This window comes from Paracholeplasma vituli, from assembly GCF_025446935.1.
Lineage (GTDB): Bacteria > Bacillota_I > Bacilli_A > Acholeplasmatales > UBA5453 > Paracholeplasma > Paracholeplasma vituli.
Genome location: NZ_JAOEGN010000005.1, coordinates 21,856 through 47,487 on the forward strand (window position 1 = coordinate 21,856; position 25,632 = coordinate 47,487).

The 25,632-nt window shown below is 39.5% G+C and carries 25 protein-coding genes; 5 read left to right on the top strand and 20 right to left on the bottom strand.

The genetic code is table 11. The annotated features are described in order from the left end of the window. Nucleotides 1–3: 3 nt before the first annotated feature. The 20 genes from N7603_RS03425 to pnuC form a co-directional block, all read right to left on the bottom strand. Nucleotides 4–879: a carbohydrate ABC transporter permease gene (locus N7603_RS03425; RefSeq protein WP_262095944.1), complete on the bottom strand. Its 876-nt coding sequence runs from the start codon at nucleotides 877–879 to the stop codon at nucleotides 4–6. Between the two features lie 13 nt (nucleotides 880–892). Continuing rightward, on the bottom strand, nucleotides 893–1,780 hold the full coding sequence (locus N7603_RS03430) for a carbohydrate ABC transporter permease (RefSeq protein WP_373425356.1): 888 nt from the start codon (nucleotides 1,778–1,780) through the stop codon (nucleotides 893–895). 25 nt (nucleotides 1,781–1,805) lie between these two features. Beyond that, a complete protein-coding gene (locus tag N7603_RS03435; RefSeq protein WP_262095946.1) occupies nucleotides 1,806–4,793 on the bottom strand; it encodes an extracellular solute-binding protein in 2,988 nt (995 codons plus the stop codon). 84 nt (nucleotides 4,794–4,877) lie between these two features. Continuing rightward, nucleotides 4,878–6,530, bottom strand: coding sequence for a type 2 periplasmic-binding domain-containing protein (locus tag N7603_RS03440; protein ID WP_262095947.1), 1,653 nt, complete (start codon nucleotides 6,528–6,530; stop codon nucleotides 4,878–4,880). Nucleotides 6,531–6,713: 183 nt separating this feature from the next. Next, on the bottom strand, nucleotides 6,714–8,168 hold the full coding sequence (locus tag N7603_RS03445) for a glycoside hydrolase family 30 protein (RefSeq protein WP_262095948.1): 1,455 nt from the start codon (nucleotides 8,166–8,168) through the stop codon (nucleotides 6,714–6,716). 204 nt (nucleotides 8,169–8,372) lie between these two features. After that, on the bottom strand, nucleotides 8,373–9,788 hold the full coding sequence (locus N7603_RS03450) for a nitronate monooxygenase (RefSeq protein ID WP_262095949.1): 1,416 nt from the start codon (nucleotides 9,786–9,788) through the stop codon (nucleotides 8,373–8,375). Between the two features lie 24 nt (nucleotides 9,789–9,812). Beyond that, entirely contained in the window at nucleotides 9,813–10,349 is a 537-nt protein-coding gene (locus N7603_RS03455) for a biotin transporter BioY (RefSeq protein ID WP_262095950.1), read from the bottom strand. Further along, nucleotides 10,349–10,867, bottom strand: a complete 519-nt coding sequence (locus N7603_RS03460) for a biotin--[acetyl-CoA-carboxylase] ligase (RefSeq protein ID WP_262095951.1) — start codon at nucleotides 10,865–10,867, stop codon at nucleotides 10,349–10,351. Before N7603_RS03460 ends, N7603_RS03455 begins: the two co-directional genes overlap by 1 nt. Further along, a complete protein-coding gene (gene fabZ, locus N7603_RS03465; protein ID WP_262095952.1) occupies nucleotides 10,867–11,292 on the bottom strand; it encodes a 3-hydroxyacyl-ACP dehydratase FabZ in 426 nt (141 codons plus the stop codon). The genes N7603_RS03460 and fabZ overlap by 1 nt, the downstream gene beginning before the upstream one ends. Continuing rightward, nucleotides 11,285–12,529 (bottom strand): beta-ketoacyl-ACP synthase II, encoded by a 1,245-nt coding sequence (gene fabF / locus N7603_RS03470; protein WP_262095953.1) that lies wholly within the window; start codon nucleotides 12,527–12,529, stop codon nucleotides 11,285–11,287. The genes fabZ and fabF overlap by 8 nt, the downstream gene beginning before the upstream one ends. After that, complete coding sequence (gene fabG, locus N7603_RS03475; RefSeq protein ID WP_262095954.1) at nucleotides 12,530–13,273, bottom strand: 3-oxoacyl-[acyl-carrier-protein] reductase; 744 nt, start codon at nucleotides 13,271–13,273, stop codon at nucleotides 12,530–12,532. After that, complete coding sequence (locus tag N7603_RS03480) at nucleotides 13,257–14,183, bottom strand: ACP S-malonyltransferase (protein WP_262095955.1); 927 nt, start codon at nucleotides 14,181–14,183, stop codon at nucleotides 13,257–13,259. The genes fabG and N7603_RS03480 overlap by 17 nt, the downstream gene beginning before the upstream one ends. After that, nucleotides 14,183–15,115: an enoyl-[acyl-carrier-protein] reductase FabK gene (gene fabK, locus N7603_RS03485; protein ID WP_262095956.1), complete on the bottom strand. Its 933-nt coding sequence runs from the start codon at nucleotides 15,113–15,115 to the stop codon at nucleotides 14,183–14,185. The genes N7603_RS03480 and fabK overlap by 1 nt, the downstream gene beginning before the upstream one ends. Before the next feature lies 1 nt (nucleotide 15,116). Then, nucleotides 15,117–16,040 carry a beta-ketoacyl-ACP synthase III gene (locus tag N7603_RS03490; protein WP_262095957.1) on the bottom strand — a complete coding sequence of 308 codons (924 nt, stop codon included), beginning with the start codon at nucleotides 16,038–16,040 and terminating at the stop codon, nucleotides 15,117–15,119. Beyond that, entirely contained in the window at nucleotides 16,018–16,839 is an 822-nt protein-coding gene (locus N7603_RS03495) for an acetyl-CoA carboxylase carboxyltransferase subunit alpha (RefSeq protein ID WP_262095958.1), read from the bottom strand. The genes N7603_RS03490 and N7603_RS03495 overlap by 23 nt, the downstream gene beginning before the upstream one ends. Beyond that, entirely contained in the window at nucleotides 16,832–17,704 is an 873-nt protein-coding gene (accD, locus tag N7603_RS03500; RefSeq protein ID WP_262095959.1) for an acetyl-CoA carboxylase, carboxyltransferase subunit beta, read from the bottom strand. The genes N7603_RS03495 and accD overlap by 8 nt, the downstream gene beginning before the upstream one ends. Then, complete coding sequence (accC, locus tag N7603_RS03505; RefSeq protein ID WP_262095960.1) at nucleotides 17,697–19,061, bottom strand: acetyl-CoA carboxylase biotin carboxylase subunit; 1,365 nt, start codon at nucleotides 19,059–19,061, stop codon at nucleotides 17,697–17,699. Before accC ends, accD begins: the two co-directional genes overlap by 8 nt. Then, nucleotides 19,051–19,500 carry an acetyl-CoA carboxylase biotin carboxyl carrier protein gene (gene accB, locus N7603_RS03510; RefSeq protein ID WP_262095961.1) on the bottom strand — a complete coding sequence of 150 codons (450 nt, stop codon included), beginning with the start codon at nucleotides 19,498–19,500 and terminating at the stop codon, nucleotides 19,051–19,053. The genes accC and accB overlap by 11 nt, the downstream gene beginning before the upstream one ends. A 434-nt stretch (nucleotides 19,501–19,934) precedes the next feature. Next, nucleotides 19,935–20,168: a cytochrome b5 domain-containing protein gene (locus N7603_RS03515; RefSeq protein WP_373425357.1), complete on the bottom strand. Its 234-nt coding sequence runs from the start codon at nucleotides 20,166–20,168 to the stop codon at nucleotides 19,935–19,937. A gap of 178 nt (nucleotides 20,169–20,346) precedes the next feature. Next, complete coding sequence (gene pnuC, locus N7603_RS03520) at nucleotides 20,347–21,045, bottom strand: nicotinamide riboside transporter PnuC (RefSeq protein WP_262095964.1); 699 nt, start codon at nucleotides 21,043–21,045, stop codon at nucleotides 20,347–20,349. A gap of 650 nt (nucleotides 21,046–21,695) precedes the next feature. Here pnuC and N7603_RS03525 point away from each other — a divergent pair. From N7603_RS03525 to N7603_RS03545, 5 genes are all read left to right on the top strand, one after another. Continuing rightward, nucleotides 21,696–22,463 (top strand): hypothetical protein, encoded by a 768-nt coding sequence (locus N7603_RS03525; protein WP_262095965.1) that lies wholly within the window; start codon nucleotides 21,696–21,698, stop codon nucleotides 22,461–22,463. Between the two features lie 163 nt (nucleotides 22,464–22,626). Further along, complete coding sequence (locus tag N7603_RS03530; protein ID WP_262095966.1) at nucleotides 22,627–22,911, top strand: hypothetical protein; 285 nt, start codon at nucleotides 22,627–22,629, stop codon at nucleotides 22,909–22,911. A 345-nt stretch (nucleotides 22,912–23,256) separates the two neighbouring features. Further along, a complete protein-coding gene (locus N7603_RS03535; protein ID WP_262095967.1) occupies nucleotides 23,257–23,715 on the top strand; it encodes a hypothetical protein in 459 nt (152 codons plus the stop codon). A 22-nt stretch (nucleotides 23,716–23,737) separates the two neighbouring features. Next, the gene (locus tag N7603_RS03540; RefSeq protein WP_262095968.1) at nucleotides 23,738–24,547 is read left to right on the top strand and encodes a hypothetical protein; all 810 of its coding nucleotides are present in this window, start codon (nucleotides 23,738–23,740) and stop codon (nucleotides 24,545–24,547) included. A gap of 766 nt (nucleotides 24,548–25,313) precedes the next feature. Then, nucleotides 25,314–25,613: a hypothetical protein gene (locus N7603_RS03545; RefSeq protein ID WP_262095969.1), complete on the top strand. Its 300-nt coding sequence runs from the start codon at nucleotides 25,314–25,316 to the stop codon at nucleotides 25,611–25,613. Nucleotides 25,614–25,632 lie beyond the last annotated feature (19 nt).

The following is a 25,632-nucleotide window of genomic DNA, read 5'->3' on the forward strand; positions in this document are numbered from 1 at the left end:
CTCCTACTTAATACCAGCATGCGCCATCGTATTCATAACACGGGACTGCATAACGATAAAGATGATCAGATTTGGTAAGAACATGATTAACCCGGCAGCAGCGGCCATACCGACCCCTGCAAGGGCTGAACCGGTATTCGCAAGCGCTAAGGTATTTAAGTAGAACGCAAAGGATTTCATCGTTTCGTCTTGAATATAAAGGCTTGAGGCTTCTACTGCGCCCCAAGTTGCTTGGAAGGTTAAGATTGCTACGGTTGCAATCGCGTTCTTAGTGAGTGGCATAATGATTTTCCAAATGATATAGAAATCATTCGCGCCATCGACACGTGCCGCTTCGATGATGACATCTGGAACTTGGTCGATAAACTGTTTCATTAAGAATACAGAAACTGGCACGGCTAGATAAGGCAAGATATGGACGAGTGGGTTATTGTTTAAACCAACTCGAACAATGATGAAATAAGTAGGAATAACGACAGCGGTTCTTACGAACATTAATGCTGTTTGGTTAATTCCAAATAAAGCCGATTTACCTTTAAAACGTTTTTTCGAGAATACATACCCCGTGGTTACGGATAACCAAATCGTCAAGAATAACATCAGCACGGTAATGATGACGGTATTAAAGAAATAACGAGAAAGTGGTACCCCCGTAGAGGTCGCTGTTCTTAAAAGCGTTGTAAAGTTATCAAAGGTTGGATTTTGGACAAAGAATCGTGGTGGGAATAAAAATAATTCATCGAGCGGTTTAAACGCTTGGTTGATGATAAACACCACCGGCAACATCATGAATACTGCGAGTGGAATTAAAACCACATAGTACCAAACTTGTTGTCGATTAAAGCTGGTTGGATTGATTTTTGTGCCTTGAAAACTCATTAAAAATCGCCCCCTAATCTCTTTCCGCAAATAGCCTGTAGGCTACTTTCGAGAATACCCAAATCATGATTAATAGTACGACGGATAACGCAGCTGCGTAACCCATTTCGTATCGGATAAAACCGAAATCATCGATGTGGTTTGTAATTAACTGTGCCGCGTTTTGAGGGGTTGGGTTTGACCCGGATAGCGCGACACCAATATACCCATTGGTGAATGTTCCAACAATTGACATAACGGCCCCGAACAACATTTGAGGTTTCATCATTGGAACCGTAACGTACATAACTTCTTGGAACTTATTGCGGATGCCTTCAATATAGGCTGCTTCATAGAGTTCTTCATTACCATTTAAAATCCCAGCAAGCATCGCAAGGAAACCAACGCCCATGCTGCTCCATAAAGCAACAATGATGACGATATTCATCAAGTACTCTGGTGATTGTAAGAACTGAATCGGTCTATCAATCATGTCCCAACTCATCAAGAGTGCATTGATATACCCGGATTCATCTCCTGAGAAGAGCGTTCTCCATACAACAGAGATGAATACACCCCCAACCATCGAAGGTGAATAAATGGCTAAGGCGATGATGGTACGTGGTCCTTTTTGGATTTGTGCTATCATCCAAGCAAGGATGAATGCCAAAATATAACCACCCGGCCCAATAATGATGGCATACATCAAGGTATTGGGTAAGACATACTTTAAGAACACTTCATCTTGAGTAAAAATGTTGATGAAGTTGAGTAATCCAATCGGATTTGGTGTTTGAATGACGTTAAATGAGGTTAACGATAGCGTAATCGCAACCGCTACTGGTAATGCGATAAAAATGGAGAATAACAACACATAAGGCATTAACATCAACATCAACGATAGGTTTTCTTTAAACTTCATCTGATTAAATTTTTTCTTTTCAGAATTAATCATTTGATCCATGATAACCTCCGGATGCTGCTAACATTTGCTGTTGTACCCATGAAATATCGCGGATACTATACGGTTTGATGACATTACCGTCACGGTCTAAGAATCCGAATTCAATCATCTTTTTACGAATTTCACGGTTGATTAGAATCGTCTTCGAGTCGATTGCAACACCTGTTGGGGTTGCGTCAAATACGGAGGTATTCCAAATATCCGAAATGGAACGTTCAAGCATGTATTGGCCTGGTGTTCTAGGTACGTCAATCAACCACTTGATTTGTTCTAGGATAACTTCTTTATCCTTTTCAGGGAACGGTGAATTGATGAAGGCATTGATGTTACCGGAAATCCACGCATAGGTAGGACCGTAAGTAGACTGTAACTTAAATGCGAATTGACTTTGTGTATCTGTAGATAACCACCATTTTAAGAATGCCCAAGATTCGTCTGGTTGATCGGTTTCTTGCATAATCATGCTTGCAGTACCATTGGCGATGTAATAGCGGTTTGCTTTACCATCTACAGTAATGCTAGGGTATGGTGCAATCGCCCATTGTCCAACGAGTTCAGGTGCAGCATTCTTAATCAATTGATAAGTAGCGAAATCGGTAATTCCGATTGGCAATGTGGCATATCTAAAGGAGTTATAGAACGATTGAACTTGTTCTGGTAACGAATAGTTTGTGAATAATTGAGTTAAATAGGTTAACCCTTGAACGGCTTCAGGGGTATTGATGTTTGCTCTTAAACCATCTGGTTGATAAAGATTACCACCAAATTGATACACGAAACCACTGGTTTGATAGAACCATTTAATTGCAGTACCCCCGGCAATTGGATGGTAGAAATTCATACCATATTGTTGAAGTTCAGGTAAAAGTTCAATGACTTCATCCCAGGTATCTGGAACCGGTAAATTGAGCGCGTTGAAGATATCCGTACGATAAATAATAACGTTAAAGTCGAGTGTTTCTGGCATTGCATATGCTTTGTCATTTAAGATGTAAGGTACAAATGCGCCTGGTGCAAACTGTGAAGCGAACTCCCAATAGTCTGGGAATGATGATAAATCGTAAGCAGCGCCACGAATGGCTAAGTCATAAGGCATGTATGAGGCTAAACCGAGTGCGACGTCTGGTTGTTGATTGGCTGCAGATGCCATGATGAGTTTGTTCGCATCCGGCATAACCGAAATTTTAACCTTAATGCCCGTATCTGGTGTAAAGGTTTGGTCTGCCATTTTTTGCATCATATCGACGTAGGTAATTGGTCTATTGACCCAAATGTCGACTACATTCTTCTCTTTGGTTAAGGAGTACTTATTCGATGTAAATGAGGAAATAAAGGATTCAATACTTGAAAGTGTACGAATGAAGAAATTCGCATTCGCTTTAGGGAGCTTCTCGCCATGATAAAGGTAGATCTCATCAAAGTACATTGGTTGTTCGCCAATTACTGTGAGTGCGTTTCCTAAGAATAAAGCGATTGAACTTGTCCCACCTGTTAGGTCATCTAAATATAACGGAATACGTTCGTAATCTTTGTAGATGTTTTCAGCACGGGCAAGCGCTTTTTGTAATTCGGAAAGTGTAGCAGATTGTGCCCCATTTGGTGCGTATTGAGATAAATCAGTAATTGCTGCTTTCATCATTACGATATAAGATTCTAAGAATTGTGGAGTTTCAGGAATATAGTCTGTAAACTTCCATGTACGGTTTTTATCAATCTCTTTACCGGTAATCTTACGAATTTCTAGTGCAAAAGTATTGATATGGTCAACGACCAATTGAATTTTACGAAGGCTATTTTGAAGCGGTTCATTCTCTGCTCTTACGGTTAAAGTATGGGTCCCTTTTGTTAAGTAAAAATAGAATGGATCTCCATCTTCACTTTGTAAGACTTCATTCTTCCAAGCGGAATTGATGGTTGGATCAAAACGATATGCCTTCAATTCTGCAAATGGAATCTTACCATCGATCGCGATTGAACGGAGAACTTGGAAATCGTTCTTATAGTTTGCATAGTGTAAAGCAATTTTATAACGACCGGTTTCAGGGACATCAATCTCATAAATTAGGGCTTGCCCTGAACGGCGCCAGGAAAGACCATCGATGATGTTTAACTTTTTGTATACAGGATCGAATGGGCGAACACTATTATTCCCTAATGCAAACGGTTGAACATAAGAGGAGTTCTTCTCGATATAGTTGATGGCATCTACCGAATCAAAATGCTTCACTGGATCCCCACCATGGAGTTGATCATACTGAGTATAATCCATGTATAGGGTTGGTGCAGTCAGCGTAAGGGTTGAGATGGTAAAGCGTGAAGATGTTGTATTTTTAATTTCAACCAAGTTTTGACCAGCTTCAAAGTAAAATAACAGTGGGTCTACACTGATATAGGTATTGTTGTAAAGTCTGAAATGTTTCCAACCGGATTTTAAAACGGAGTTTGGTAGTACCTGATCGCCATAACGGTCGGTTTGGTAGTCTTTTGATTCATCCATCCAAATGATGGGTAGATCAATCGTTTCCATTTCCTTATAAAAAGTTTCGCCATTGACTTGTACAGAAACTGTGATTTCATTGAGTGTCATTTCGGAGATGAGATAGTCAACACCGATGTGGTAATACCCAGGGGTCGCTACGGTAACATCGTATGTCGCAACAACATCCTTATCCATGATTAAAGACGGTACACCTCGTTCAGGGTCGAGTACCGCTTCATTATTTTCAACATCTGCAACTACAGTATTTAAGCCATAGATAATCTGAGATGATCGATCGCTTAAATAATCAACATAGGTGTATCTTGGGTTATCAATTGTGTCATTTAAAATCTCAAAAGCATCCTTAATTTCGGTGTTCGTTAATTCGCCCTTGGGTACGTATGATGCGCGCGCGTCAGTGAAAAGGGTAATGATAAAAATCAAAACAACGACAAAAAGGATGGACGTGACTGTCCTTTTTAGTTTGCCCATATGTAAAACTCCCTTCTATATTATGGTAAAGGCACCAAACATTATATTTGGTGCCCCCCATATGAACATAGTTACTAATTATTGTTATTCAAAATCTGCAGCTTTCATACCATAGTGTGTAATCAAGCCTTGTTGTAATGCAGTTGTAGCAAGTAAGAATCTTTCGTTTGTAGTTGTGTTCCAACCAGCAAGCTTAGATAATACCATGTCAGTGAAGCCAGCGTCAGTTCTTCTTGGAGAAGTTGCGCCTGGAGTACCTGTTAAGACATCTGGTAAGTTAAAGTTGTTCCATTCGCGTAGAATTTCACTCTTTGTACCATTGTTGTCGTATGTCCAAGGGTATGCCTTGTCAGATACGTCGAAGAATTCACCTTTTTCGAAGACTTCCATTAACTTATGGAAACCAGGAGTCTTAGATTTGTCAGCAAAATAAGTATGAGTAGGTGCTTCGAACCAAATTTCCATTTGTCTATCGAATGCTTTACCAGTTACTGCTGGGAATGAGTCATTGATTGCAGTCTTATAAGTACCTTGGTCATTAAATTCTTGGTTCTTACGAGCTTCCCATGAAGCGTCATCGCCGATCCAGAAGGATGCGAATGTGTAAGAAAGTTGAAGTTTAGCATATTCTGCGTCAGAAAGTTCAGGGTTGCTATCTTCTAGAGCATAGTTATGAACTGCTAGAGGGTCAAGAACGATACCAACACTGTTACCCATGTATGGTGTAGAAGGACGTGGATAGATATCCCATTCTTCAGCTTGTACAGAACCCCAGTGTCCAGGAGTTTGGTTTGCAGCATCGCCCATCATCCAAGGGTCGCCATCAAGAGTTAATAATGCGCCATTCTTAAAGAAGTTGAATGACCACCAACCGTTAGCGTCCATAAATGGTCTCATCGGTGAGTTGTTTTCTACTTCTACAGCCCCAGCCTTATCCCATTGTGGCCAAACGGAGTGTTCAGACCATTCTGCGATGTAAGGAATTAATGCTCTAACTTCAGAAGAGTTCATGTTGATGAAATCTTCGCCAGCTTTGTGTTGTAATAATTGCTTAGCCATTGTGTTTGTTCCTGTGAAGATGAAACTCTTAGGAGTATCCATCGATCCGTAGAACACGTTAGCTTGGCTATTGGATACGAAATCTGTATATTCTTCGATTGTCCAGTTTGGTTCTGGTACGTCAATATTCTTTTGGTCAGCTAAGGATTTGTTAACGTATACGCCCCATGGTAATAGGTATTGTGGTAATCCAGCTTGGATACCATAATAGTTCATCATTTGCATGACACCAGGGTTAAATGACTTGTACATAGGGTCATCTTTGAATACGGAAAGGTCAGCTACTAGACCTCTAGTTACGTCATCAACTAAGTTAGTAGATGCCCAAATATCGACTGTTTTACCAGTTTCAAGTGTAAAGTTTTCTTTATATTGATCCCAAGTAGTGCCACCATCTGCTGGGCCACCAACTTTAGCCAATACGTTAACTTTAACGTTTGGATAAACTTTGTTGAATTCTTTTGCTACAGCATAAATCGTTGCTGTATTTTGGCTTACTAGGTCGTCACGGGTAAGATTCTTATTACCGATGTCTTCGTGGAATACGCCATCGCCACTCCATAGTAAGATCGTTACTTCACCTGCAACGTCTTTGTCTAGGCCTTTGTATTTTTCTTTACAACCAGCTAAGACGAATACTGCTACAAGTAGAACTACTAAAGCAAGATACTTCTTCATATTTTCCTCCTATTTTTGGGTACTGTTTGTTTCCCATGCCACATTATATCATTGTATGTAAACGATTTCAACTCATTTTCCAAAAAATTTCAAACGTTTTCGTAAAAATGTTAACGCTTACTAAAAGATGATACGATTTTTACATCTTTTAGTAGATTTGATGGAGATTTTGTATCAAAAGTTTCATACTAGTAGCTGCTTCATTTCAGTTAAAACGTATGTTACTGTGCTTTTCCCTGCGAGTGTTTGAGACAATTTAGACCCATGAATATTCAGGTCAAAGATTGCATTTACATTCGCTTTGTTATGTGCAACCACAACAATAGAGCCATCTGGGTTTTCAAACGCAACTGTAATCACATTTGGGTTACTGGATAGAGCATCCACACGGGTAGCCCCTTTCGAAACAAATTTCGAAAAATGTCCAATTAAATAGTATTCTACATTTTTAGTGTAGGTTTCTGTTACAGGATCAATGGTAACGACACCGCGGCAGTTTGTACAACCTCCGTTTTGTGGCCCATGGTTTGGATTTAATGCAATGTTCCAAAGTAAGACACCCTTCGCACCATAACGCATGGAACCCATGAAGACGTTTTCCATATTCCAAGTCATATTATCGGCGAAGCTAGTAGCCCAAGCACCACCTGAACATTCTGTGAACCAGAATTCCATATTAGGGAATAGGCGTTGCATCTTCTCTGTATCTTCAACGCTACCTGCATAACAGTGGAAACCAGCGCCATCGACATAATTACGGGCGACACGGTCATTTAACACGGTCATCGGATATTGGGTGTTGTCCCAGTTGTGATCATAAGCAATTATTTTAGTGTCAATACTTCTGTTTTCAAAGAGTCTACCTAAGGCAATGACGAGTTCAACTTGTTCACTCGCTGTCATGTACATCGAAGGATACCCACCGGTTTGATGTAACGGTTCATTTTGTGGGGTGATCGCGTAAATTGGCAAGCCTAAGTTACCATAAGCTTCAATAAACTTAGCGAAATAGAGTGCATACGCCTCTTTGTAACCCATCAAGAGTTTGCCACCATTCATGGACTTATTATCTTTCATCCAAGCTGGGGCACTCCACGGTGAACCCATGAATTGAATATCAGGATTTTTAGATTTTGCTAGTTGTAAAACGGGTACGACAGAGTCTAAATCTCTAGATAATGAGAATTGCTCCATATTCAAATCGGTTTCAGTAACCGGAATGTCATTATAAGAATAATTGGATAATGCGAAATCAGATGCCCCCATTGGAATTCTCACAAAGGACATTTCAATACCTGTGTTAGAAAACAAATCATTCATCAAGGCTTCTTTAGCTTCCGCAGAAAGGTTTTGAATAAGTACTGCTGAGGATTCTGTCATCGCAGCTCCAAACCCATCCATGGTTTGATATCGTTTAGAAGGATCAATTGTGAGCGCAATGCCAGTTAAAGTTTCGTAAAACTCTGTAACAGCATCTGTATTTTTTTCTAAGAGCTTCGTTTGATTCCCTGTTGTCACATAGGACTCAACGTTGTAGATTTTCTTCACAGGTATTTCTCCTTCTTCAGTATCCTTGCAGGCAATGAGTACTATAGAGCATAAGGATAGGATCAATAATGACCAAATTTTCTTGTACATGGATGCCTCCTTCGAGTTTAGGAAACCGATTTCGTAAAAACTTCAAACACATTATAACCGAGAATTTTCATTATGTAAAGCCTTACATGACAAGTTTCTTAAAAAATATGAATAAGCATGAAAGCGTTACTATTTAATCACTATATTTCCTTTTTAAAAAAAAGGGATCCAAATCTTTCGAAATGAGTAGCCCTTTTTATGGATTTATGAGTTAAGTAAATAGTGGAGTACTTGTGTTGCTGAGTAACTGTATGTTTTCGGATCGATCAAAGGTTTTAAGCCATTTAAGTAATCACCTGAAGTAACTAAGTGTTTTTCAGTTGATCCATCTTTTCGAATCTGACCTAAACCAATACCTGCTACCAAACCATTGCAAAGACACTTTCTACCGACCGTATCTTCGACCTTGCCACCTTTTCTGACGTAATCCTCTACAGGCTCTGAAGGACAACGGTAACCAATTGATCCATTTTCTTTTCGATAAGCTTCTCTTAAATAACCAAGATCACATATCCGCTTCCGTGCTTGATATGTGGTTTCATCGGATAAAGTCCCCTCAATTTCAGCTACTTTGAATGGGAATCCTGTTGGAGAGGCTTTGATGTCTGTCTTTACACGGACTTTTCCGTTTAAGACTTGTTCTAATACTTGTTTCTTCAGTTCGGGTTCGAATCCAGATTCATTGGAGAAAGCAAACGCGGTTCCGACTTGGATTCCAACAGCGCCGAGTTCTAAAGCTTTCTTTAACCCTGTGTGATCACCAAATCCACCGGCTAACCAAAATGGGAGATTTAAAGCTCTTAAGGCTTCAAAATCGACCAAGTCACGTTCACCGTAAATCGGTTCACCGGTTTCTGTAAGTGGGTATTTTCCCCGTGGCGGTGCGTTGTGTCCACCGGCTATCGGTAACTCAACCACAAAGCCATCAGGTGAGCCAAACTCACTTTTAGTCAAGTAGGTTGCGAGTGTATGAGAGCCAACAATGGCTAAAAATTGAGGTCTTTTCAGTTCTGGAAGTGATTCTCCTTTAGAAAAACTTAACGGCGAAAATGAAGACATCTCAATAGTATGTTCTGTTTCTTGAGCAATCTTTATAGGGAGCATGACATCCTCATGTTTCGTTAATTTTCGGATAATTTCGGGCATTCGGTGAGGAATCCCTGCACCCATCAAAATATAGTCTACCCCAGCCAAAATAGCCCCATAGATAGAGGCTAAAGTGGGAAACTGAATTTTCTCTAAGAAGTTGATGCCAACGACACCTTTATGCCCTTTCTTCGCTAAATGTACTTCTACGAAATTGGCCACAACAATGAGTTCATTCAAATCTTCTGAAGGGTGAATGCTTGGCATCTCAACCATCCTAAACGGCTCGTGTGCTTCTTTTGGATGAAAACGGGCTTGGATGCGTTCGATCGTTTTTTTAAAGGGGAAGTGTTTCATCGCTTCCTCGTAGATTTCATTGCCTTTTTGCATGAGTCTACGAGCGAAGGTTATTGCGAGTGCGGTACCGGAGACCACACCGAGTTGGCCAGATTTAGAGACCGTATTGGCAAGAGTAGTTGAACTCACACCTACGCCCATACCACCTTGGATAATTCGAGGTAAAGAAGATGTCATTACAGTTCCTTATTGGGGGTTGCCCTAATGTGTAGATAGTTCGTATAAAGATGGCATTTTTCTGTACACAGTGTGTGCAATGACCATTTTGATGAGGTCAAATGGCACAAATGGAAGTAATAAAAGTAACGCTTGTACATAATTCATTTCTAATACGTAAGCAAGCCATAAAGCCGCTCCACCGTATAGGATAATAACACCAAATAGAATGGTTACTATCCAGTCTTGAACGACATTTTTATCTTTGGATTTTAAGGATGCTATCGCATAGGTAATTAAAGGAAACCCGACTAAGAACCCACCGGATGGACCGAGGATCGCTGACAACCCACTTTGACCATTTGAGAAGACCGGTAATCCAAAGAGACCGATGACTAAATATAAAAGCACAATCAGTAGCGCATCGGTTTTATTGAAAAGGTACGCAATGAGAAAAATCACCATGGTTTGAATTGTAAATGGGACCCCACCAAAAAGCAAAATCGGTGGGATTAAGTAGACAGATATGCATAAAACAGCCGTCATGGCGGCTATTTTTATCAAACGGTTTAATGAACTCATTAGATGTCTCCGTAAGTACTTAACAAATGATGGATTAAGGCTTCAAATAGCGCATCCACATCCCAGGTTTGATTTGCTTCTATTGCCATAGATGTCGCATTCAAGCCTTCAAATTGGGTTTGATTTACATTCAATCCAAATCCGATAACGACATACGTTAATTGGTTGGTTTCACTTTGGGTTTCCGTCAAGATTCCGCAGATTTTACGCTCTCCAACGTATAAATCATTGGGTGCTTTAAAGACCACTTTTAACCCTCTTTCAGTTAGAAATTGCATTAAGCCTTGTTCGATCCAAGCCTTATAAGCATTAACTTTTTGAACATGAATATCCTTTAATAACACAGAACACAGGATGTTTTCATTCGGATTAGACACCCAAGTACGGTCAAATTGACCACGGCCTTGGGTCTGGTGTCTTGTTCTTACGAACGTAAGGTGGTTTAAAGCTTCTTGGTAGGTTTTTAGAAAGGTGTTGGTGGAGTCTAAGGTTTTGAATTCTAAAATGGTGTAACTCATCAATTACCTACTGCAAACGAAATATTCGCTTCGCAAACCAGTTCATCATTCACATAGGCTCTACCATATCCAAATCCAAAAGGTCCACGAATCTTGGTGATTTCACATTCTAAGATGAGTGTATCTCCAGGTAAAACACTCTTACGAAATTTCGCCGATTCAATACCTGTAAAAAACGCAATCTTGCCTTGATAAGCTTCTCCAGATAAGAGTGCTACTGCCCCTACTTGTGCAAGAGATTCAATGATTAACACACCTGGCATGACCGGTTTAGAAGGGAAATGTCCTTTGAAGTAATCCTCTGTTAGCTTAACATACTTCACTCCCAGAGCTTTTTTTAGTGGTTCTAAAGACTTTATCTCATCAATCATTAAGAAAGGATCACGATGGGGTAGTATCGCTTTGATTTGTTCTTGATTAAGCATTCTCAGTCACCTTTTTGAAAATGATGGCTGCATTTTGTCCACCAAACCCAATGTTGATATTCATACCGTATATGTGATCTCTTTTCACAGCCACATTCGGTGTGTAGTTTAAATCACAGTCTGGATCCGGATTTTGATAGTTAATGGTTGGTGGAATCATCCCTGTTTGTAAAGCTTTGATCACAGCAATGGTTTCAATGGCACCTGCAGCGCCTAAAGCGTGGCCGGTCATGGATTTTGTTGAGGAGATATTGATGCCATAAGCGGCTTCTTTAAAGGCTTTTTTAATGCCCATAGTTTCGTATTTATCGTTGAGCACGGTTGAGGTTCCATGCGCATTGATGTAGCCAATATCGCTCGGTTCAATATTTGCGTCTTTTAGGGCTTGTGTTAAACAGTTAGTAATCCCTTTCGCTTCTTCATCGGGAGAGGTCATATGGAACGCATCGGTTGTGGTGCCATAGCCTACCAGTTCTGCTAGAATGTGAGCTCCACGTTTTTTAGCATGTTCGTATTCTTCCAAAATAAGAATCCCAGCCCCTTCTGCAATTACAAAACCACTTCTGTCGTGGTCAAATGGAATCGAGGCACGGTCTTTATTATTGGAGGTGTTTAGTGCTTTCATCGCAGCAAACCCACCTACACCGATTGCGTTTACGGGTGCTTCAGCACCCCCTGCCATCGCGATTTCTAAGTAGCCATCTCGAATGTAGCGGAAGGCTTCACCAATCGAGTTGGTTGCGGCTGAGCATGCTGTAACCTGAGGTAAGTTAGGACCATAGATTTGATATTTAATACCTATCTTGGCCCCGATTAAATTGATGATGGAGTTTGGGATAAAAAATGGCGACATACGGTCTTGACCACGATTTGCATAAGTGGATACCTCTTCTTGAATGGTGTTTAGTCCACCGATGCCACTTCCGATAAACAATCCAAATCGGGTACGGTCAATTTCAGCATTTTCTAGTTTCGCTTGTTTATACGCTTCATCTGCTGCAATCAAAGCGAGTAAGACCGAACGGTCTGAACGCTTGACTTCCTTGCGGTCAATGAAGGCTTCAAAATCTAAGTTTTTCACTTCACCAGCCAGTTTAACTTTCCAGTTTGTAGTGTCTTCTAATGTAATCAAATCGATACCGTTTTTGCCTTCAATCATTGCTTGAAAGCTGGATTCTACGGTATTGCCTATGGGACTTACGAGTCCCATACCGGTAACAACAACGCGTCTTTTCATCTACATCACCAACCCGCCGTCAACTTCTAAGGTATGACCGGTAATATAGGCGCCATTTGGGCTAGCTAAGAAAGCAACAACTTCTGCAACCTCAACATCTTGTCCAAAGCGTTTCAAAGGGATTTGAGCTTGCCATTGATTACGAATGTCATCGGAGAGTTTACGCGTCATATCGGTTTCAATAAACCCAGGTGCGACTGCATTTACAGTCACGCCACGACTTGCGAATTCACGTGCTAAGGATTTCGTTAACCCAATCACACCTGCTTTCGCTGCGCTGTAATTGGTTTGCCCAGCATTACCAAGTACACCCGATACCGAGGAGATATTGATCACACGACCATAACCGGATTTTAAAAGTGTTTTGGATGCGTGTTTGCACATATTCCATACCCCTTTTAAGTTCGTATCTAGGACACGGTCAAATTGGGTTTCACTCATTCGTAGAATCAAAGCATCATCGGTAATCCCAGCGTTATTAACTAAGATATTTAATCCACCGAAACGATTGATGGTTTCGTTCACGAGTTTTTCGGCTTCTTCGTATTTTGAGATATCCGCTTGAACGATGTGTGCTTCGCCACCATTCGCTTCGATTTCCGCTTTTAAGCTTTGAGCTGCTTCACTCGATCTGTTGTAATTAATGACGACTTTCGCGCCATAGGTTGCCAATGTTTTGGTAATGGCACGACCGATGCCGGCTGCGCCACCGGTGATGATTGCTACTTTATTGGATAAATCCATGGATTGTTAACCATCCTTTCAAATTGTCTAATTCTACGTATTTCCCAAAACTGAACGATTCTACGTTGGGATTGATTTTCTTAACCAGTGGCCCTAAAACTTGTCCGGGTCCTATTTCGAGAAAATGTGTAAATCCATCTTTGATCATCTGTTCAATTGTTTGTTGAAATCGAACCGATTGATAGATTTGTTTGACCATTTCGGATTTTAAGGTATTTATGTTTGCTACTTGAGCGGTAGTATTTAAATATAGTGGGTAACTAGGTGAAGCTAAGTCGACCTCACTCAATGCTTGTTCAAACTTTAATGCTGCTTGTTTCATAAGCGGCGAGTGAAAAGCCCCTGACACTGCTAGTTGAATCACTCTTTTTGCCCCTAAATTCTTAAGGGTCATTTCGGTTTCACTGAATGCAGTTAGTTCACCACTAATAACCGTTTGAACTGGGCTATTGTAATTTGCACAAACGACCACTCCCGATTGAACTTGCTTCAAACCATTTTCGATGGTTTGCGCATCGAGACCCAATACAGCTGCCATAAACCCTTTGGTTTCGAGTGTCGCTTCATGCATTGCAAGTGCACGTTGATAGACGAGTTTGATTGCTTTGTCAAACGAAAGTACGTTTGAAGCATAGAGTCCCGAGTATTCACCTAAACTGAATCCGGTCATCCCTTCAAACTTAGGTTTAAGAGACAATAACGCATCGAATGCCAAACGTGAAGCAGTCAAAACGGATAGTTGAGTAAAGCGTGTTTCATTGAGATTTTCACCAGTTGTGATAACCGCTTCAATGTCTAGATTGGTTAATACTTTAACGTGATTCAATACATCTTTATGATTAGGAAAATCCAAACCCATACCGACATATTGAGCTCCTTGACCAGGAAACAATATGGCCAATTTGCTCATTATAAAACAACCAACTGACTACGATATTGATCCACACCATCGAACAGATCGCTTAAAACTTGTTGAACGGTGCGAACTTCTTTGATCAACCCTGAAATTTGTCCAGCCATGAATGACCCACGGTCAATATCGCCATCAAAGACCGCACGACGTAAGGACCCCAGTGTAAGTTTTTCAAGTTCAGCGAGAGGCACACCTTGGTCGGCGATGCGTAAGTATTCGACAGCCATTTTGTTCTTTAAAACACGTACAGGTGCACCTGTTCCACGACCGGTAACAACCGTATCGGTATCTTTCGCATCTAAAATGATTTGTTTATAGTTATCATGCACTGGGCATTCTTTGGTTGCCAAAAGGACAGTTCCTACTTGAACCCCTTTTGCACCCAAGGCGAAGGCTGCTAATACACCGCGTTGATCGGCGATGCCCCCTGCAGCGATTACCGGAATGCTAACTGCATCAGCAACTTGTGGAATGAGTGCCATTGTAGTCAGTTCACCAATATGACCACCAGATTCCGTACCTTCTGCTACCACTGCATCTACCCCCGCACGTTCCATACGAACGGCTAAGGCCACCGATGGGACAACTGGAATAATCTTAATGCCTGCTGCTTTCCAAGCTGGAATATACACACCTGGAGAACCAGCCCCAGTTGTAACGACTTTAACACCTTCTTCGATAACCACTTGAGCAATGTCTTTCGCATGTGGACTCATCAACATGATATTCACACCAAACGGTTTATCCGTTAAGGTTTTGCATTTTCTAATTTCATTTCGAACCCATTCTGCATCGTAGCCACCAGCTCCGATTAAACCTAAGCCACCCGCATTGGATACAGCACTTGCGAGTACTGCGGTTGCGATATTCGCCATCCCCCCTTGAATGATGGGGTATTTAGTTCCTAAAATTTCTGTAATGTTTTTCATATTAGACCTCCACGATGGCGGATCCCCAAGTGAATCCTCCACCAAATCCTACCAATAGGACACGTTTATTTTTGTTGTTTGCTTGATATTCTGAAATGAGGATTGGAATGCTCGCTGCGGAGGTATTCCCATAGGTTGATATATTCAGTTCAAATTTAGACATCGGAATGCCCATGGATTTGGAAACCGATAAAATAATACGTTCATTTGCTTGATGCGGTAATATCGCATCAATGTCGTCTATTGTTAATTGATTGACCTCTAAAATGTGACGAATACTTTTTTCTACAACATCGGTTGCGAACTGATACACTCTTTTTCCATCCATACGAATGGTTTTTTCAACTGTAAGCACATCGGCTAAATCTGCCTTTGAAGCATTATAGAACGATGCTTTTGCATTTGGATCTGATTCAATCACTACAGCCCCTGCACCATCTCCAAAGAGAATACAGGTATTTCTATCGGTGTAGTCAATGACATTTGATAACCGTTCAGACCCAATCACCAGTGCACTTTGATAGTGATTACTTGATATCAGTGCAGAAGCAATCTCTAAAGCATACACAAAGCCTGTACAAGCTGCATTAACATCAAAGCTCATAATGCCTTCTTTAAGGCCTAATCTGCCCATAACGAGGTTTGCAACCGAGGGTGTTTGACGCTCAGAAGTAATTGTAGCGACAATGACTAAATCGATTTTGGATCGATCGTAATTGGCTTTTTCAATCGCGTCTAGGGCTGCATAATAAGCCATATCGGTTGCAGTTTCTGTATCTGCTTTACGGCGTTCTTTGATCCCTGTTCGACTGGTAATCCAATCGTCTGTAGTCTCTACTATTTTTTCTAAATCTGAATTGGTAACAATGGTGCTTGGGGTATATTTACCGGAAGTCGCCACTTTAATCTTGTGTGTGTTCAACATTTGCTCCTTCTAAAAATACCCCCATTTGACGGTACTTTTGATATCTTTTTTGGGTAATAATACCAATTTTTTCGGTTAATAATTGGGTAAGGTTACGACTTAAAGCACTCTTTAAGTTAAATAAACCTTCTTTAGATTCATGAAGACCAGGCCCTTCAGGTATGATTTCATCAATAATCTTAAAGTTATATAAATCGGTAGCGGTTAGTTTCATTAAGGAGGCGGCATGCTCAGCTTGCTTAGCATCTTTGAATAAAATCGATGCGAACCCTTCAGGTGATAAAATCGAGTAGATGGCATGTTCGAACATCATGACATGATCACCTACACCTATTGCAAGCGCACCACCCGAACCACCTTCGGATAATACGATGACCAATACGGGTACTTTGAGTCCCATCATCTCTTGTAGGTTAAAAGCAATGGCTTGTGCTTGTCCCCGTTCTTCTGCGCCTAATCCTGGATATGCACCGGGGGTATCGATGATCGTTACAATTGGTCTTTTGAACTTTTCGGCTTGTTTCATCAATCGGAGCGCTTTCCGATAGCCTTCTGGATGCGGCATCCCAAAATTATGAGCAATTTTATCCTGTGTTGAAGTGCCTTTTTCTTCAGCAATAATCGTGACTGTCACCCCATTGAGTGTGGCTAATCCACCAATGATGGATTTATCATCACTGAATGCACGGTCTCCGTGTAATTCGATGAAATCATCAAATAGGGTTTCGATTAAGACTCGACTTGTAGGCCGTTTTGGGTGTCTTGCTAGCAAGACGTGTTGCCAGGCGGTGTTAGACATGTTCACCTCCATGGAATAACAACAATTTAGCCAAAGTCGCTTTTATCTCATGACGAGATAATACCAAATCAACTTGACCGTGTTCTAATTGAAATTGAGCGGTTTGAAAATGAGGGGGTAAGTCTTGTTTAATGGTTTGCTTAATGACACGCGCTCCGGCGAATCCAATCGTTGATGATTTTTCAGCAATGTTGATGTCACCTAGAGAAGCAAAACTCGCTGCGACCCCTCCAGTGGTTGGATTGGTTAAGATACTGATGAACAGAACACCTGCTTCATTAAGATAATATAAAGCGCCAGCGGTTTTCGCCATTTGCATGAGGGATAAGATACCTTCTTGCATACGAGCTCCACCAGAGGCTGAAAAGATAATTAAAGGGGTACGTGCTTCGGTTGCTGCCTCTATCAAGCGAGTGACTTTTTCACCAACGACACTACCCATTGAACCCATCATGAAGTAACTATCCAAAACGCCAATAAAGCATGGATACCCTTGGATGGTTGCTTTACCACAGACAAACGCATCGGATTGATGGGTGAGTTTTTTGGCACTTTCAAGTTTGACCTCATAATCCGGCATTTCAAGAGGGTTTAAGGACGATAAATCTGAATCCATCTCGCAAAAAGAGTTTGGATCGACGGTGATTGTGATGCGTTTACGAGCACCAATGCGAAAGTGGTGACCACAATTTGGACAAACCGAAAGTTTTTGTTCCAGTTCTTTCTCATAAAGAGCAGTACCACACTCGTCACATTTAACGAAGAGCCCATCGGGAATATCGATGGGTTTATTTTTACCTTTACTAAAAAAACGAGCTTTAAACTCTTGTATACGCTTTTTGCGTTCGTTGATGAAGTCACTCATTGCGTTTCGCCTCGTATCTCGCATTGAATTTCGCAATAAAGCCGGTATCGTATTGACCTTTAATGAATTCAAGGTCATGCATAATTAAGTATTGGTATTCGATATTCGTTTGAATGCCTTCGACAACAAACTGTTCTAAGGCAACACGCATCTTCTTGATCGCCTCTTTGCGATTCGGTGCGAAGACAATGAGTTTCGCTAGCATCGAATCGTAGAAAGGTGGTACAGAATAACCAGGGTAGATGTGTGTATCCACTCTTACACCGTTGCCACCAGGGAATAAGACATTCTGAATTTTACCCGGAGTTGGAATAAACCCCTTGCTTGGGTCTTCGGCATTGATACGACATTCAATCGCGTGACCTAAGATTTGAATATCTTTTTGTTTAAATGATAATTCTTTACCATAGGCTACTTTGATTTGTTCTTTAACTAAATCGATCCCCGTAATCCACTCAGTTACTGGGTGTTCAACTTGAATTCTGGTATTCATTTCAATGAAATAATAGTTACCTTTAGGATCCACTAAGAACTCCATCGTTCCGGCATTTTCATAATTAATGGCTTTAGCTAACTTAACAGCCGATTGTCCTATTTTCTTTCTTAATATGTCATTTAATACAGGTGATGGCGCTTCTTCTATCATTTTTTGATTACGTCTTTGGGTAGAACAGTCACGTTCAAATAGATGTACCACATTACCAAACGCATCCCCCATAACTTGGATTTCGATGTGTTTTGGAGATTCAATGAACTTTTCAATATACAGTGACTTATCACCAAAAGAGGATAAAGCCTCCAATTGCGTACGTTCAAAAGCACTCATCAGTTCGTCGTCTGAGCGTGCAATACTAATCCCTTTACCACCACCACCAGAGGTCGCTTTGATCATCACTGGGTATCCAATTTTTTTCGCTATCTTTATAGCTTCATGAACATCTTCAATAATCCCATCTGACCCCTCTACTACCGGAACACCATTGGCTTTCGCAATCGTACGAGCGCTTGCTTTGTCGCCAATCATTTCGATGGTTTTCGAGTTTGGACCAATGAATTTAATTTGGATGGATTCCACCATTTCCACAAACTTTGCATTTTCGGATAAAAAACCATAACCCGGATGAATGGCATTACATCCAGTGGCTACAGCTGCGGATAAGACCGCATTCATATTTAGGTATGACTCCTTAGACTTTTCTTTACCGATACAAACCGCTTCATCAGCAAGTTTAACATGTAAAGCATCTTTGTCTGCTAAAGAGTATACAGCGACCGTTTCGATGCCGAGTTCTTTAGCTGCTCTGATGATTCTGACAGCAATCTCGCCACGGTTCGCAATTAAAATTTTATTTTTCATGTTCAGAAACAACCATCAAGTCGTGGTCATAGCCCACAACCTCACCGTTTCTGACAAAAATCTCTTTGATCACACCATCATAAGGTGAGGTGATTTCATTCATGATTTTCATCGCTTCGATGATGCAGACAACTTGGCCTTTTTTTACAGGTTGTCCGACTTCAACATAAGGGTTGCCATTAATGGTTGCGGATGCGTAAAAAGTCCCAACGAGCGGGGATTTTATTAGATTTTTAGGTGCGGAATGAACAGGTTTTACTTCGGTAACTGGAATTTCTACTTTCGGTTGTGCAACCGGTGTGTTTTGAAGTGGAACCGGAGCTGGTTCAAATTTGTTTTTAGATAATTTGAGTTTGAAATCATCCATTTCAAGTTCTAAAGTCATCAAAGGTGAATTCTCAATATCTTTGATGATAGCTTGTAATTCTTTTATTGTCATCGTTCTCTTCTCTTTCTGTAGTGATTTACACAGACGCGATCCAACATTAAAATGAGACTTGCCCAAGATAAGTGGTCGAGGCTGTGGTGAAGCAATTTCAGTCTGGTATTCTAGCGGGATAGGTGTTTAGTGTTTGAAGGTTTAAAATGATCCGCGGTAGAATGGTTACCATCTCCCTCGTTAACGCATAATTTGTTTTGATGTTCAAAATATACGTGCATGCACCTATTTTAGCACCAAGACATACCCTTGTAAACCCCCTATACTTTGTAAGCGTTTTAAATATCTTGAATTTCAAAGTATATTACAAAAAAAGACAAAAAAAAGCACCGTATAATTGCATACAGGTGCGAAAAACCGTTGAATATGTAATTAAATAGATTTATTTCAAATAAGTCTAATATGAGCCTAGCCTCAGGACAACCTAAATTAGTTTACTCTTTTTCCAAACGCCCTACAATCGGAAGCCCAGATAATACGGATTTCCCATGTGGACTACTCAAGATAACAGCTGAAGCATCGGTTCCAGCAAGTCTTTGACCATTATGCTCGCCATTATTCCAGTTTTCAGCGTTCGTAACATCGTATACTATACCATCAACAGCCACATAAGCTTGACGTCCACCTTGACCATCGTAATTTGCTAGTTGTTCAAGCGTAAATACGATGTCGTTATCCGGTGTAGATTCACTACATCCAACTAAACCTATAATCGTGAATAATAAACCTAGTAGAACGATAATTCGTTTCACAATACCACCACTATACAGGTAAGTTTAGTAGATATAACCTTATATATCAAAAGGTTTGCATCTATGAACATGCGGTAGATGCACATATTTGTATTTATTCTTCAATCATAACAATCATTTTTTGTTTTCTTGACATCTTATTCCATGCGATAAAACCGTAAATATCATAAATCAGGAATAGACTAAAACAAACCACCAATGGTAAGTATTCACGATGTGCTAGACTTGCATAAATCCACAATCCAATCAAGATAATGTCATTAAATGCATAGGCGAGTGCGTAATACTGACTACGCTTGTAAGTCAAATACACAGCGACAAAACTCGTCGTTACAGAAATTGTACTCAAGACTAAGTTAGGGGTATCAAATAGATATAGAATGACCCCTAGAGCTATTGTCACTAAAATCGCATAAGTGGCACCAATCACCCATTCCTTAATAGATAACTCGGCAGTTTCAACCTGGTTCTTTTGACTAGATGGATGCTTAATCCAAGCGATTATCGCCAAAACGGACATTGGTAAAGTCATTCCACCATAGGTAATCGCTTCACCGTAGTAATCAAAAGATAGCGATATCAAGCTATAAGTGATACTGAATACGACCATAATCACAGGCCCCATCAAGTGTCCTTTAGCTGTGTAAATCAAAGCCGATATGCCTATCATAGAAACAACCATAAAGACCCACTCTTTACTACCTAAAAGCATTTGACTGAGCACGATAAGGCTTAATGATGATACCCAAGCAGTGATCTCTTTTTTATTAAAGTGTGCGAATAAAAATGTCATAATTCCTCCAAAATAAAAGCCACCGGTACAAAATCATCTTCAAAGACCTAACGATGTTTTGTTCTACCCGGTGGCAGTGTAATTAAATTGAGTATTTTTTACTACTTTAAGATAAATCTAGTCCTAAACTAGTCTTTATTATTCTGTGATGGCTTAACAAAGCCATTAATTAATGAATGGTGGAGGCTAAGGGGATTGAACCCATGACCCCTTGCACGTCAATTAAAGCGTCCTTGGGTATGAGAGAACGGCGATAACTTTCACATCCATTGAAATATTCAAGTTGATCGCATTGGCGATTTTTTTATTAATTGAGGTACATTAATATGCAAGTATACCAGAAGATAGTAACTTCAATACAAATGTACGATAAACCCGTTGGTGATGTTAGGTTATACAAACGGGTTCTAAAGCACTGTAATGGTGATGAGTTATTAGCTGATATGTTTATGCTAAGTTCATCTGGTGGATACACTGATTCAGAAATACGCAGAATTAAAACCTTTATTCAATATGAAAGAAAGAGATACCAAAGAAAACTAAACTGTATCTAAATAGTTTTAGTATTCTAGGTGGGGTACTAATGATTCCATCGCCGTTGTCATTAGTATCTCACCTAGCCTACTAAGGCGTGAAAGGGAACGGCGAACATGAACAAGATGAGTTATGATGAATTTAAAAAAGTTTTACAAATGGTTACATCACATATGTCAGATGATGACAAATTCGAGTTTTATCAAGAACTCTTAGATACTGGATCAGCATGTGTTAGCGAAAGGACTATAGAACATAATTTCGCGATTATTAATGGTCTACATTATGAAGAAGTCATTTTCACACCCACAGATAACGATGATGAACTAGAAATCGATTTAAAAGAAATTGAGTTACAAGCTGATTCTATCGAGAATGAAGATGTAACCGAAATGACTGATGTAGAAATAATGCAGATTGGAATCAATCCTTGGACACATGAAAAAGTTGATTTTAATTACTTACAAAAAAGACTTGATGATTTTATTAGAATCTTCCAAGAGAGATTACAAAACGATACACTCGAAATTACCATAGCTCACAACAGAGAAAATTTGACTCACTTCAATTTTATTAAAACAATAGTGGCATTTTATCAAGAACAAACTAAAGACAGTAATAAACCCAAAGTAAATGGAAGTACTTATCCGGATTTACATATTCAATGGCGACTAGATGACTTAAACCAAGGTGATGAAATGCCACGATTGGTAAGTATTGAACCTAACGAAGATAGAGCTTTTGATTACTGGTTGATACACGACCGTACAAATGGCGATACTAAAGAAATAGTGATTAAGGCAAATGAACTGGGTGAATATGATATATCGGAGTTTATCGAATATATCAGTGAACGTGTAAATAATGAACGATTTGATTGGTGATTGCTAATGATATTCATAATCTCTGGATTGATAATATCTTTGCTTATCTCATTGCTATTCATCATTTATTTGCTGGATGTCATCCATGAACTTCATAACTACAAAAATGATAATGAAGTCAAGCTGATACTGAAAAGAATCCATAATAAAGAGGTATCAAAAAATGGTTAGAACAAAATATATCTATAGCGTCTATGACTTACAAAAGAAAATACATATCGGCTTCTTCAGTTCTTTAGATAGAGGGTTAGAATTTGCACTCGCTCATGAACTTAAAATCAAGGCGTGGGATTACAAAGCTAGTGCTTATTGTGGATACACAGATAAGCATAGAGCCGCATTAAGATTTAAACCTAACAATGATTATGATCCACATAATAATTACTCGAACTTCACACATGTGTTTGTTAAGATTCCGTTGGATGAGAACGGCCAACTTAAGCTTTAAAAGTTAGAACAATCAAACGTGGTAAATGTTAGAACAAATATTCGAATAAAAGTTGGAACAATTATCTAAAGAAAAAACTTAGAACAATTACCTTAAACTTAAAAATACATCTAATGACCTTTACTCCTTAGGTCAAAATCGAAACCGGGAACTCCACTCCCGGTATACCAGTGATTAGCCCCCTGGTACTGATGAGATAGGCCTATGAACCTTTGAATCTATGCCATTGAATCAGAGTTAATCTCCCTCCCAGGGCAATGGGGAATGCCCTGGCATTTGGATGTAATAGTTTATCATGGTGCAAATCCATGAACATCCATCAATCAAAAATAAGGCGGTAACGAAATGCAACGTAGCGATTATATCAAAGCTTTAGAACAGTTAACACCGGAATTAATAATTACAAATATATCATCCTATAATGACGATCAACTTGACTCACAAGTCGATAGGGTGATGAGATTCCGATTAATGCACCCGAAGACAAGTAAAGTCGTTATCAACGGCATTATTGTGTTTCTACTCATGACACACAAGGGTAAATTACCGAATGATAGATACTTGAAAATGACGCTTAAATCGTTTCAAGAAGAACATAGGCTTGATAATGCTGAAGATATACTAGACTTCATAATCAAGCGCAAAGAGTACTTATTGAAGAAGAAAAATGAGAAACAAGAAAAACGTAAATCGTACTACGATAATGTTATCAATCCCGATGTATCTGAAGTGTTTGATGTTACTAAAGATATCGTTCAAGACACCCGGAATAAGTTGGAACAATTAAGACAATCCAAACAATAATAATCCATGAAAGGAGATCCCCATGAGCGACTACAAAAAAGAAATTATGAAAAAAGCTAGAACAGCTAGAAAGTCAAATGAACTTAGAGTTAAGCTAAGAGAGTTTAAGAAAATGCAAATCGATGGCCAATCGGTTTTCTTTCATGGGGATATCGCTATTCAATCTTGGTTCAGTAACCCAAAAGTGGACGTTACTCAAAAGGTTTTCTTTGTTTTATTAAATCTATTCACTTTAGAATCCAACCGTGATATTTCACCGGAAGAACGTATTAATATCCAAAACACTAAATTAATGGAACTATGCAACGTTATATCTAATCCAAAAAAAGGCAATAAAAAATCACCATCTACAGTTCAAAAAGCATTAAGATACCTAACAAAAATGGGTGTTATTGAAGATCGAATCTACCTTGCTAAAGGTGATCGTTATTCTCTTAAAGATGGCGTACAAGGCTTAACAAATAGAAGAATAATTCTAAACCTTAAACGTTCTAAAGAGTTCTTAAGAGCTATACCAGGGGATGAGTTTTTTAACCAACAAGATGATAGAAGCCGAGAAAGACGTCTCATTTATAGACGTCCTTTATCCTTGGTTGACCACTTAAGCAATCAAGCTACTTCTACTCAAGTCAACGATATAAACGCTAAAAAGAATAGAAACATGTTTAACCAATATTTAGAGAAGCAACTCGACGTTTACAACTATTTCGTTGTTTCAGATGTTGAGGAAATTGTTAGTTCATATGATGACTCTGGAAACCTCTTGGGAGCTTTATACAAGCTTGTTCAAGGCGATTTGATTCCACCAGAGTTAATGACTCTTGCTTCATAAATACTAAAGTAAACGACATTGTCGTTATTTTGGCTTTTATATATATAGCTCAAAACAATAAAATCAACGTTTTAACTCACATCCACATGACTACTCGACTCCAGTAGTCATTTTTTTTGCTTTAAAAATAGATAAGTAGACATACCCCTTTAATCCTAGTCATGAAAGTCGACATACCTAAAAACAAAAGTCGACATACAAACTATAGTCCTCTTTAGAATGAAGAAATCTTTATTTTATAAAGATTGACTTCTACAGCGGACTAATAAATGGCCGCATTGCAACTATGAGATAGGCCTAACAACGTGCCACGGCAATTAAATGTATCCTAGCCAATAGAAAAACGCCCCTTTAAAAAAGCTAAAGGGTCGATTGGGTATGGATTAAATCAATCACTAGATAATTAGCGTTATATGGTCGCCCCCTTTCGGGGTCGGAGGTTAAAAGGAGCAAGGTCGCTTACGCCCCTTGCAGTCCGATTTAATTCGATATGGTTTATAGGCTAGATTCAATTCGTTTATGTGGATTGAGTATTTTATCGTCATAGACTAAAAACCGCTTAAAACGGATTTTTGATAGGGTACTTTTTTAATTTGGTATTCTGGCTAATATCGAGGTTCAAAATCATTTTTACTGTCGGTCTAAAAATCAAATATCATTGACAAATGATAAAAAGGAACTGTAGCAAGTGGTTATCGCTCCACCAATCAAAAGTATGTGCTACAAGTGTTTATTTCATAGCCATGGTGGCAGAAAGGATTATCAAATGAAAAAGAAAACACTCATCGCAGTATTGCTAACACTAGCAACCATTTTATTCGCTTACGTATTAACCATTTTCGTGGTTGGCCAATTGTCAGCACCCGTAGAACCAAAGCTTTTAGTGGATGGTCATAAGTTCTTTTTAGATCAATATGAGTTCATCACTTCAAACTTCGAATTTTTACTGGTTCTTCTTGTTCTATTATTCGTAATCATTGGAATTGCAGTTACGAACTTAGTGCCGAAAAAAATTGGTTATAAAAAAGATACACGAAATGGTTCGAAGTATCCAAAGAAAAAATAGTCTTTAGAAAGCGAGGACA

Coding starts and splice junctions, on each gene's coding strand:
- N7603_RS03435 (WP_262095946.1), bottom strand. CDS start 4,793: ATGGGCAAACTAAAAAGGACAGTCACGTCCATCCTTTTTGTCGTTGTT.
- accD (WP_262095959.1), bottom strand. CDS start 17,704: ATGAGTGACTTCATCAACGAACGCAAAAAGCGTATACAAGAGTTTAAA.
- fabZ (WP_262095952.1), bottom strand. CDS start 11,292: ATGCTTAATCAAGAACAAATCAAAGCGATACTACCCCATCGTGATCCT.
- N7603_RS03430 (WP_373425356.1), bottom strand. CDS start 1,780: ATGAAGTTTAAAGAAAACCTATCGTTGATGTTGATGTTAATGCCTTAT.
- N7603_RS03445 (WP_262095948.1), bottom strand. CDS start 8,168: ATGTACAAGAAAATTTGGTCATTATTGATCCTATCCTTATGCTCTATA.
- N7603_RS03480 (WP_262095955.1), bottom strand. CDS start 14,183: ATGAGCAAATTGGCCATATTGTTTCCTGGTCAAGGAGCTCAATATGTC.
- N7603_RS03490 (WP_262095957.1), bottom strand. CDS start 16,040: ATGTTGAACACACACAAGATTAAAGTGGCGACTTCCGGTAAATATACC.
- fabK (WP_262095956.1), bottom strand. CDS start 15,115: ATGAAAAACATTACAGAAATTTTAGGAACTAAATACCCCATCATTCAA.
- accC (WP_262095960.1), bottom strand. CDS start 19,061: ATGAAAAATAAAATTTTAATTGCGAACCGTGGCGAGATTGCTGTCAGA.
- N7603_RS03535 (WP_262095967.1), top strand. CDS start 23,257: ATGCAACGTAGCGATTATATCAAAGCTTTAGAACAGTTAACACCGGAA.
- N7603_RS03545 (WP_262095969.1), top strand. CDS start 25,314: ATGAAAAAGAAAACACTCATCGCAGTATTGCTAACACTAGCAACCATT.
- N7603_RS03525 (WP_262095965.1), top strand. CDS start 21,696: ATGAACAAGATGAGTTATGATGAATTTAAAAAAGTTTTACAAATGGTT.
- fabF (WP_262095953.1), bottom strand. CDS start 12,529: ATGAAAAGACGCGTTGTTGTTACCGGTATGGGACTCGTAAGTCCCATA.
- N7603_RS03495 (WP_262095958.1), bottom strand. CDS start 16,839: ATGTCTAACACCGCCTGGCAACACGTCTTGCTAGCAAGACACCCAAAA.
- N7603_RS03460 (WP_262095951.1), bottom strand. CDS start 10,867: ATGAGTTACACCATTTTAGAATTCAAAACCTTAGACTCCACCAACACC.
- fabG (WP_262095954.1), bottom strand. CDS start 13,273: ATGGATTTATCCAATAAAGTAGCAATCATCACCGGTGGCGCAGCCGGC.
- N7603_RS03530 (WP_262095966.1), top strand. CDS start 22,627: ATGGTTAGAACAAAATATATCTATAGCGTCTATGACTTACAAAAGAAA.
- N7603_RS03425 (WP_262095944.1), bottom strand. CDS start 879: ATGAGTTTTCAAGGCACAAAAATCAATCCAACCAGCTTTAATCGACAA.
- N7603_RS03450 (WP_262095949.1), bottom strand. CDS start 9,788: ATGACATCTTCTTTACCTCGAATTATCCAAGGTGGTATGGGCGTAGGT.
- accB (WP_262095961.1), bottom strand. CDS start 19,500: ATGACAATAAAAGAATTACAAGCTATCATCAAAGATATTGAGAATTCA.
- N7603_RS03455 (WP_262095950.1), bottom strand. CDS start 10,349: ATGAGTTCATTAAACCGTTTGATAAAAATAGCCGCCATGACGGCTGTT.
- pnuC (WP_262095964.1), bottom strand. CDS start 21,045: ATGACATTTTTATTCGCACACTTTAATAAAAAAGAGATCACTGCTTGG.
- N7603_RS03540 (WP_262095968.1), top strand. CDS start 23,738: ATGAGCGACTACAAAAAAGAAATTATGAAAAAAGCTAGAACAGCTAGA.
- N7603_RS03440 (WP_262095947.1), bottom strand. CDS start 6,530: ATGAAGAAGTATCTTGCTTTAGTAGTTCTACTTGTAGCAGTATTCGTC.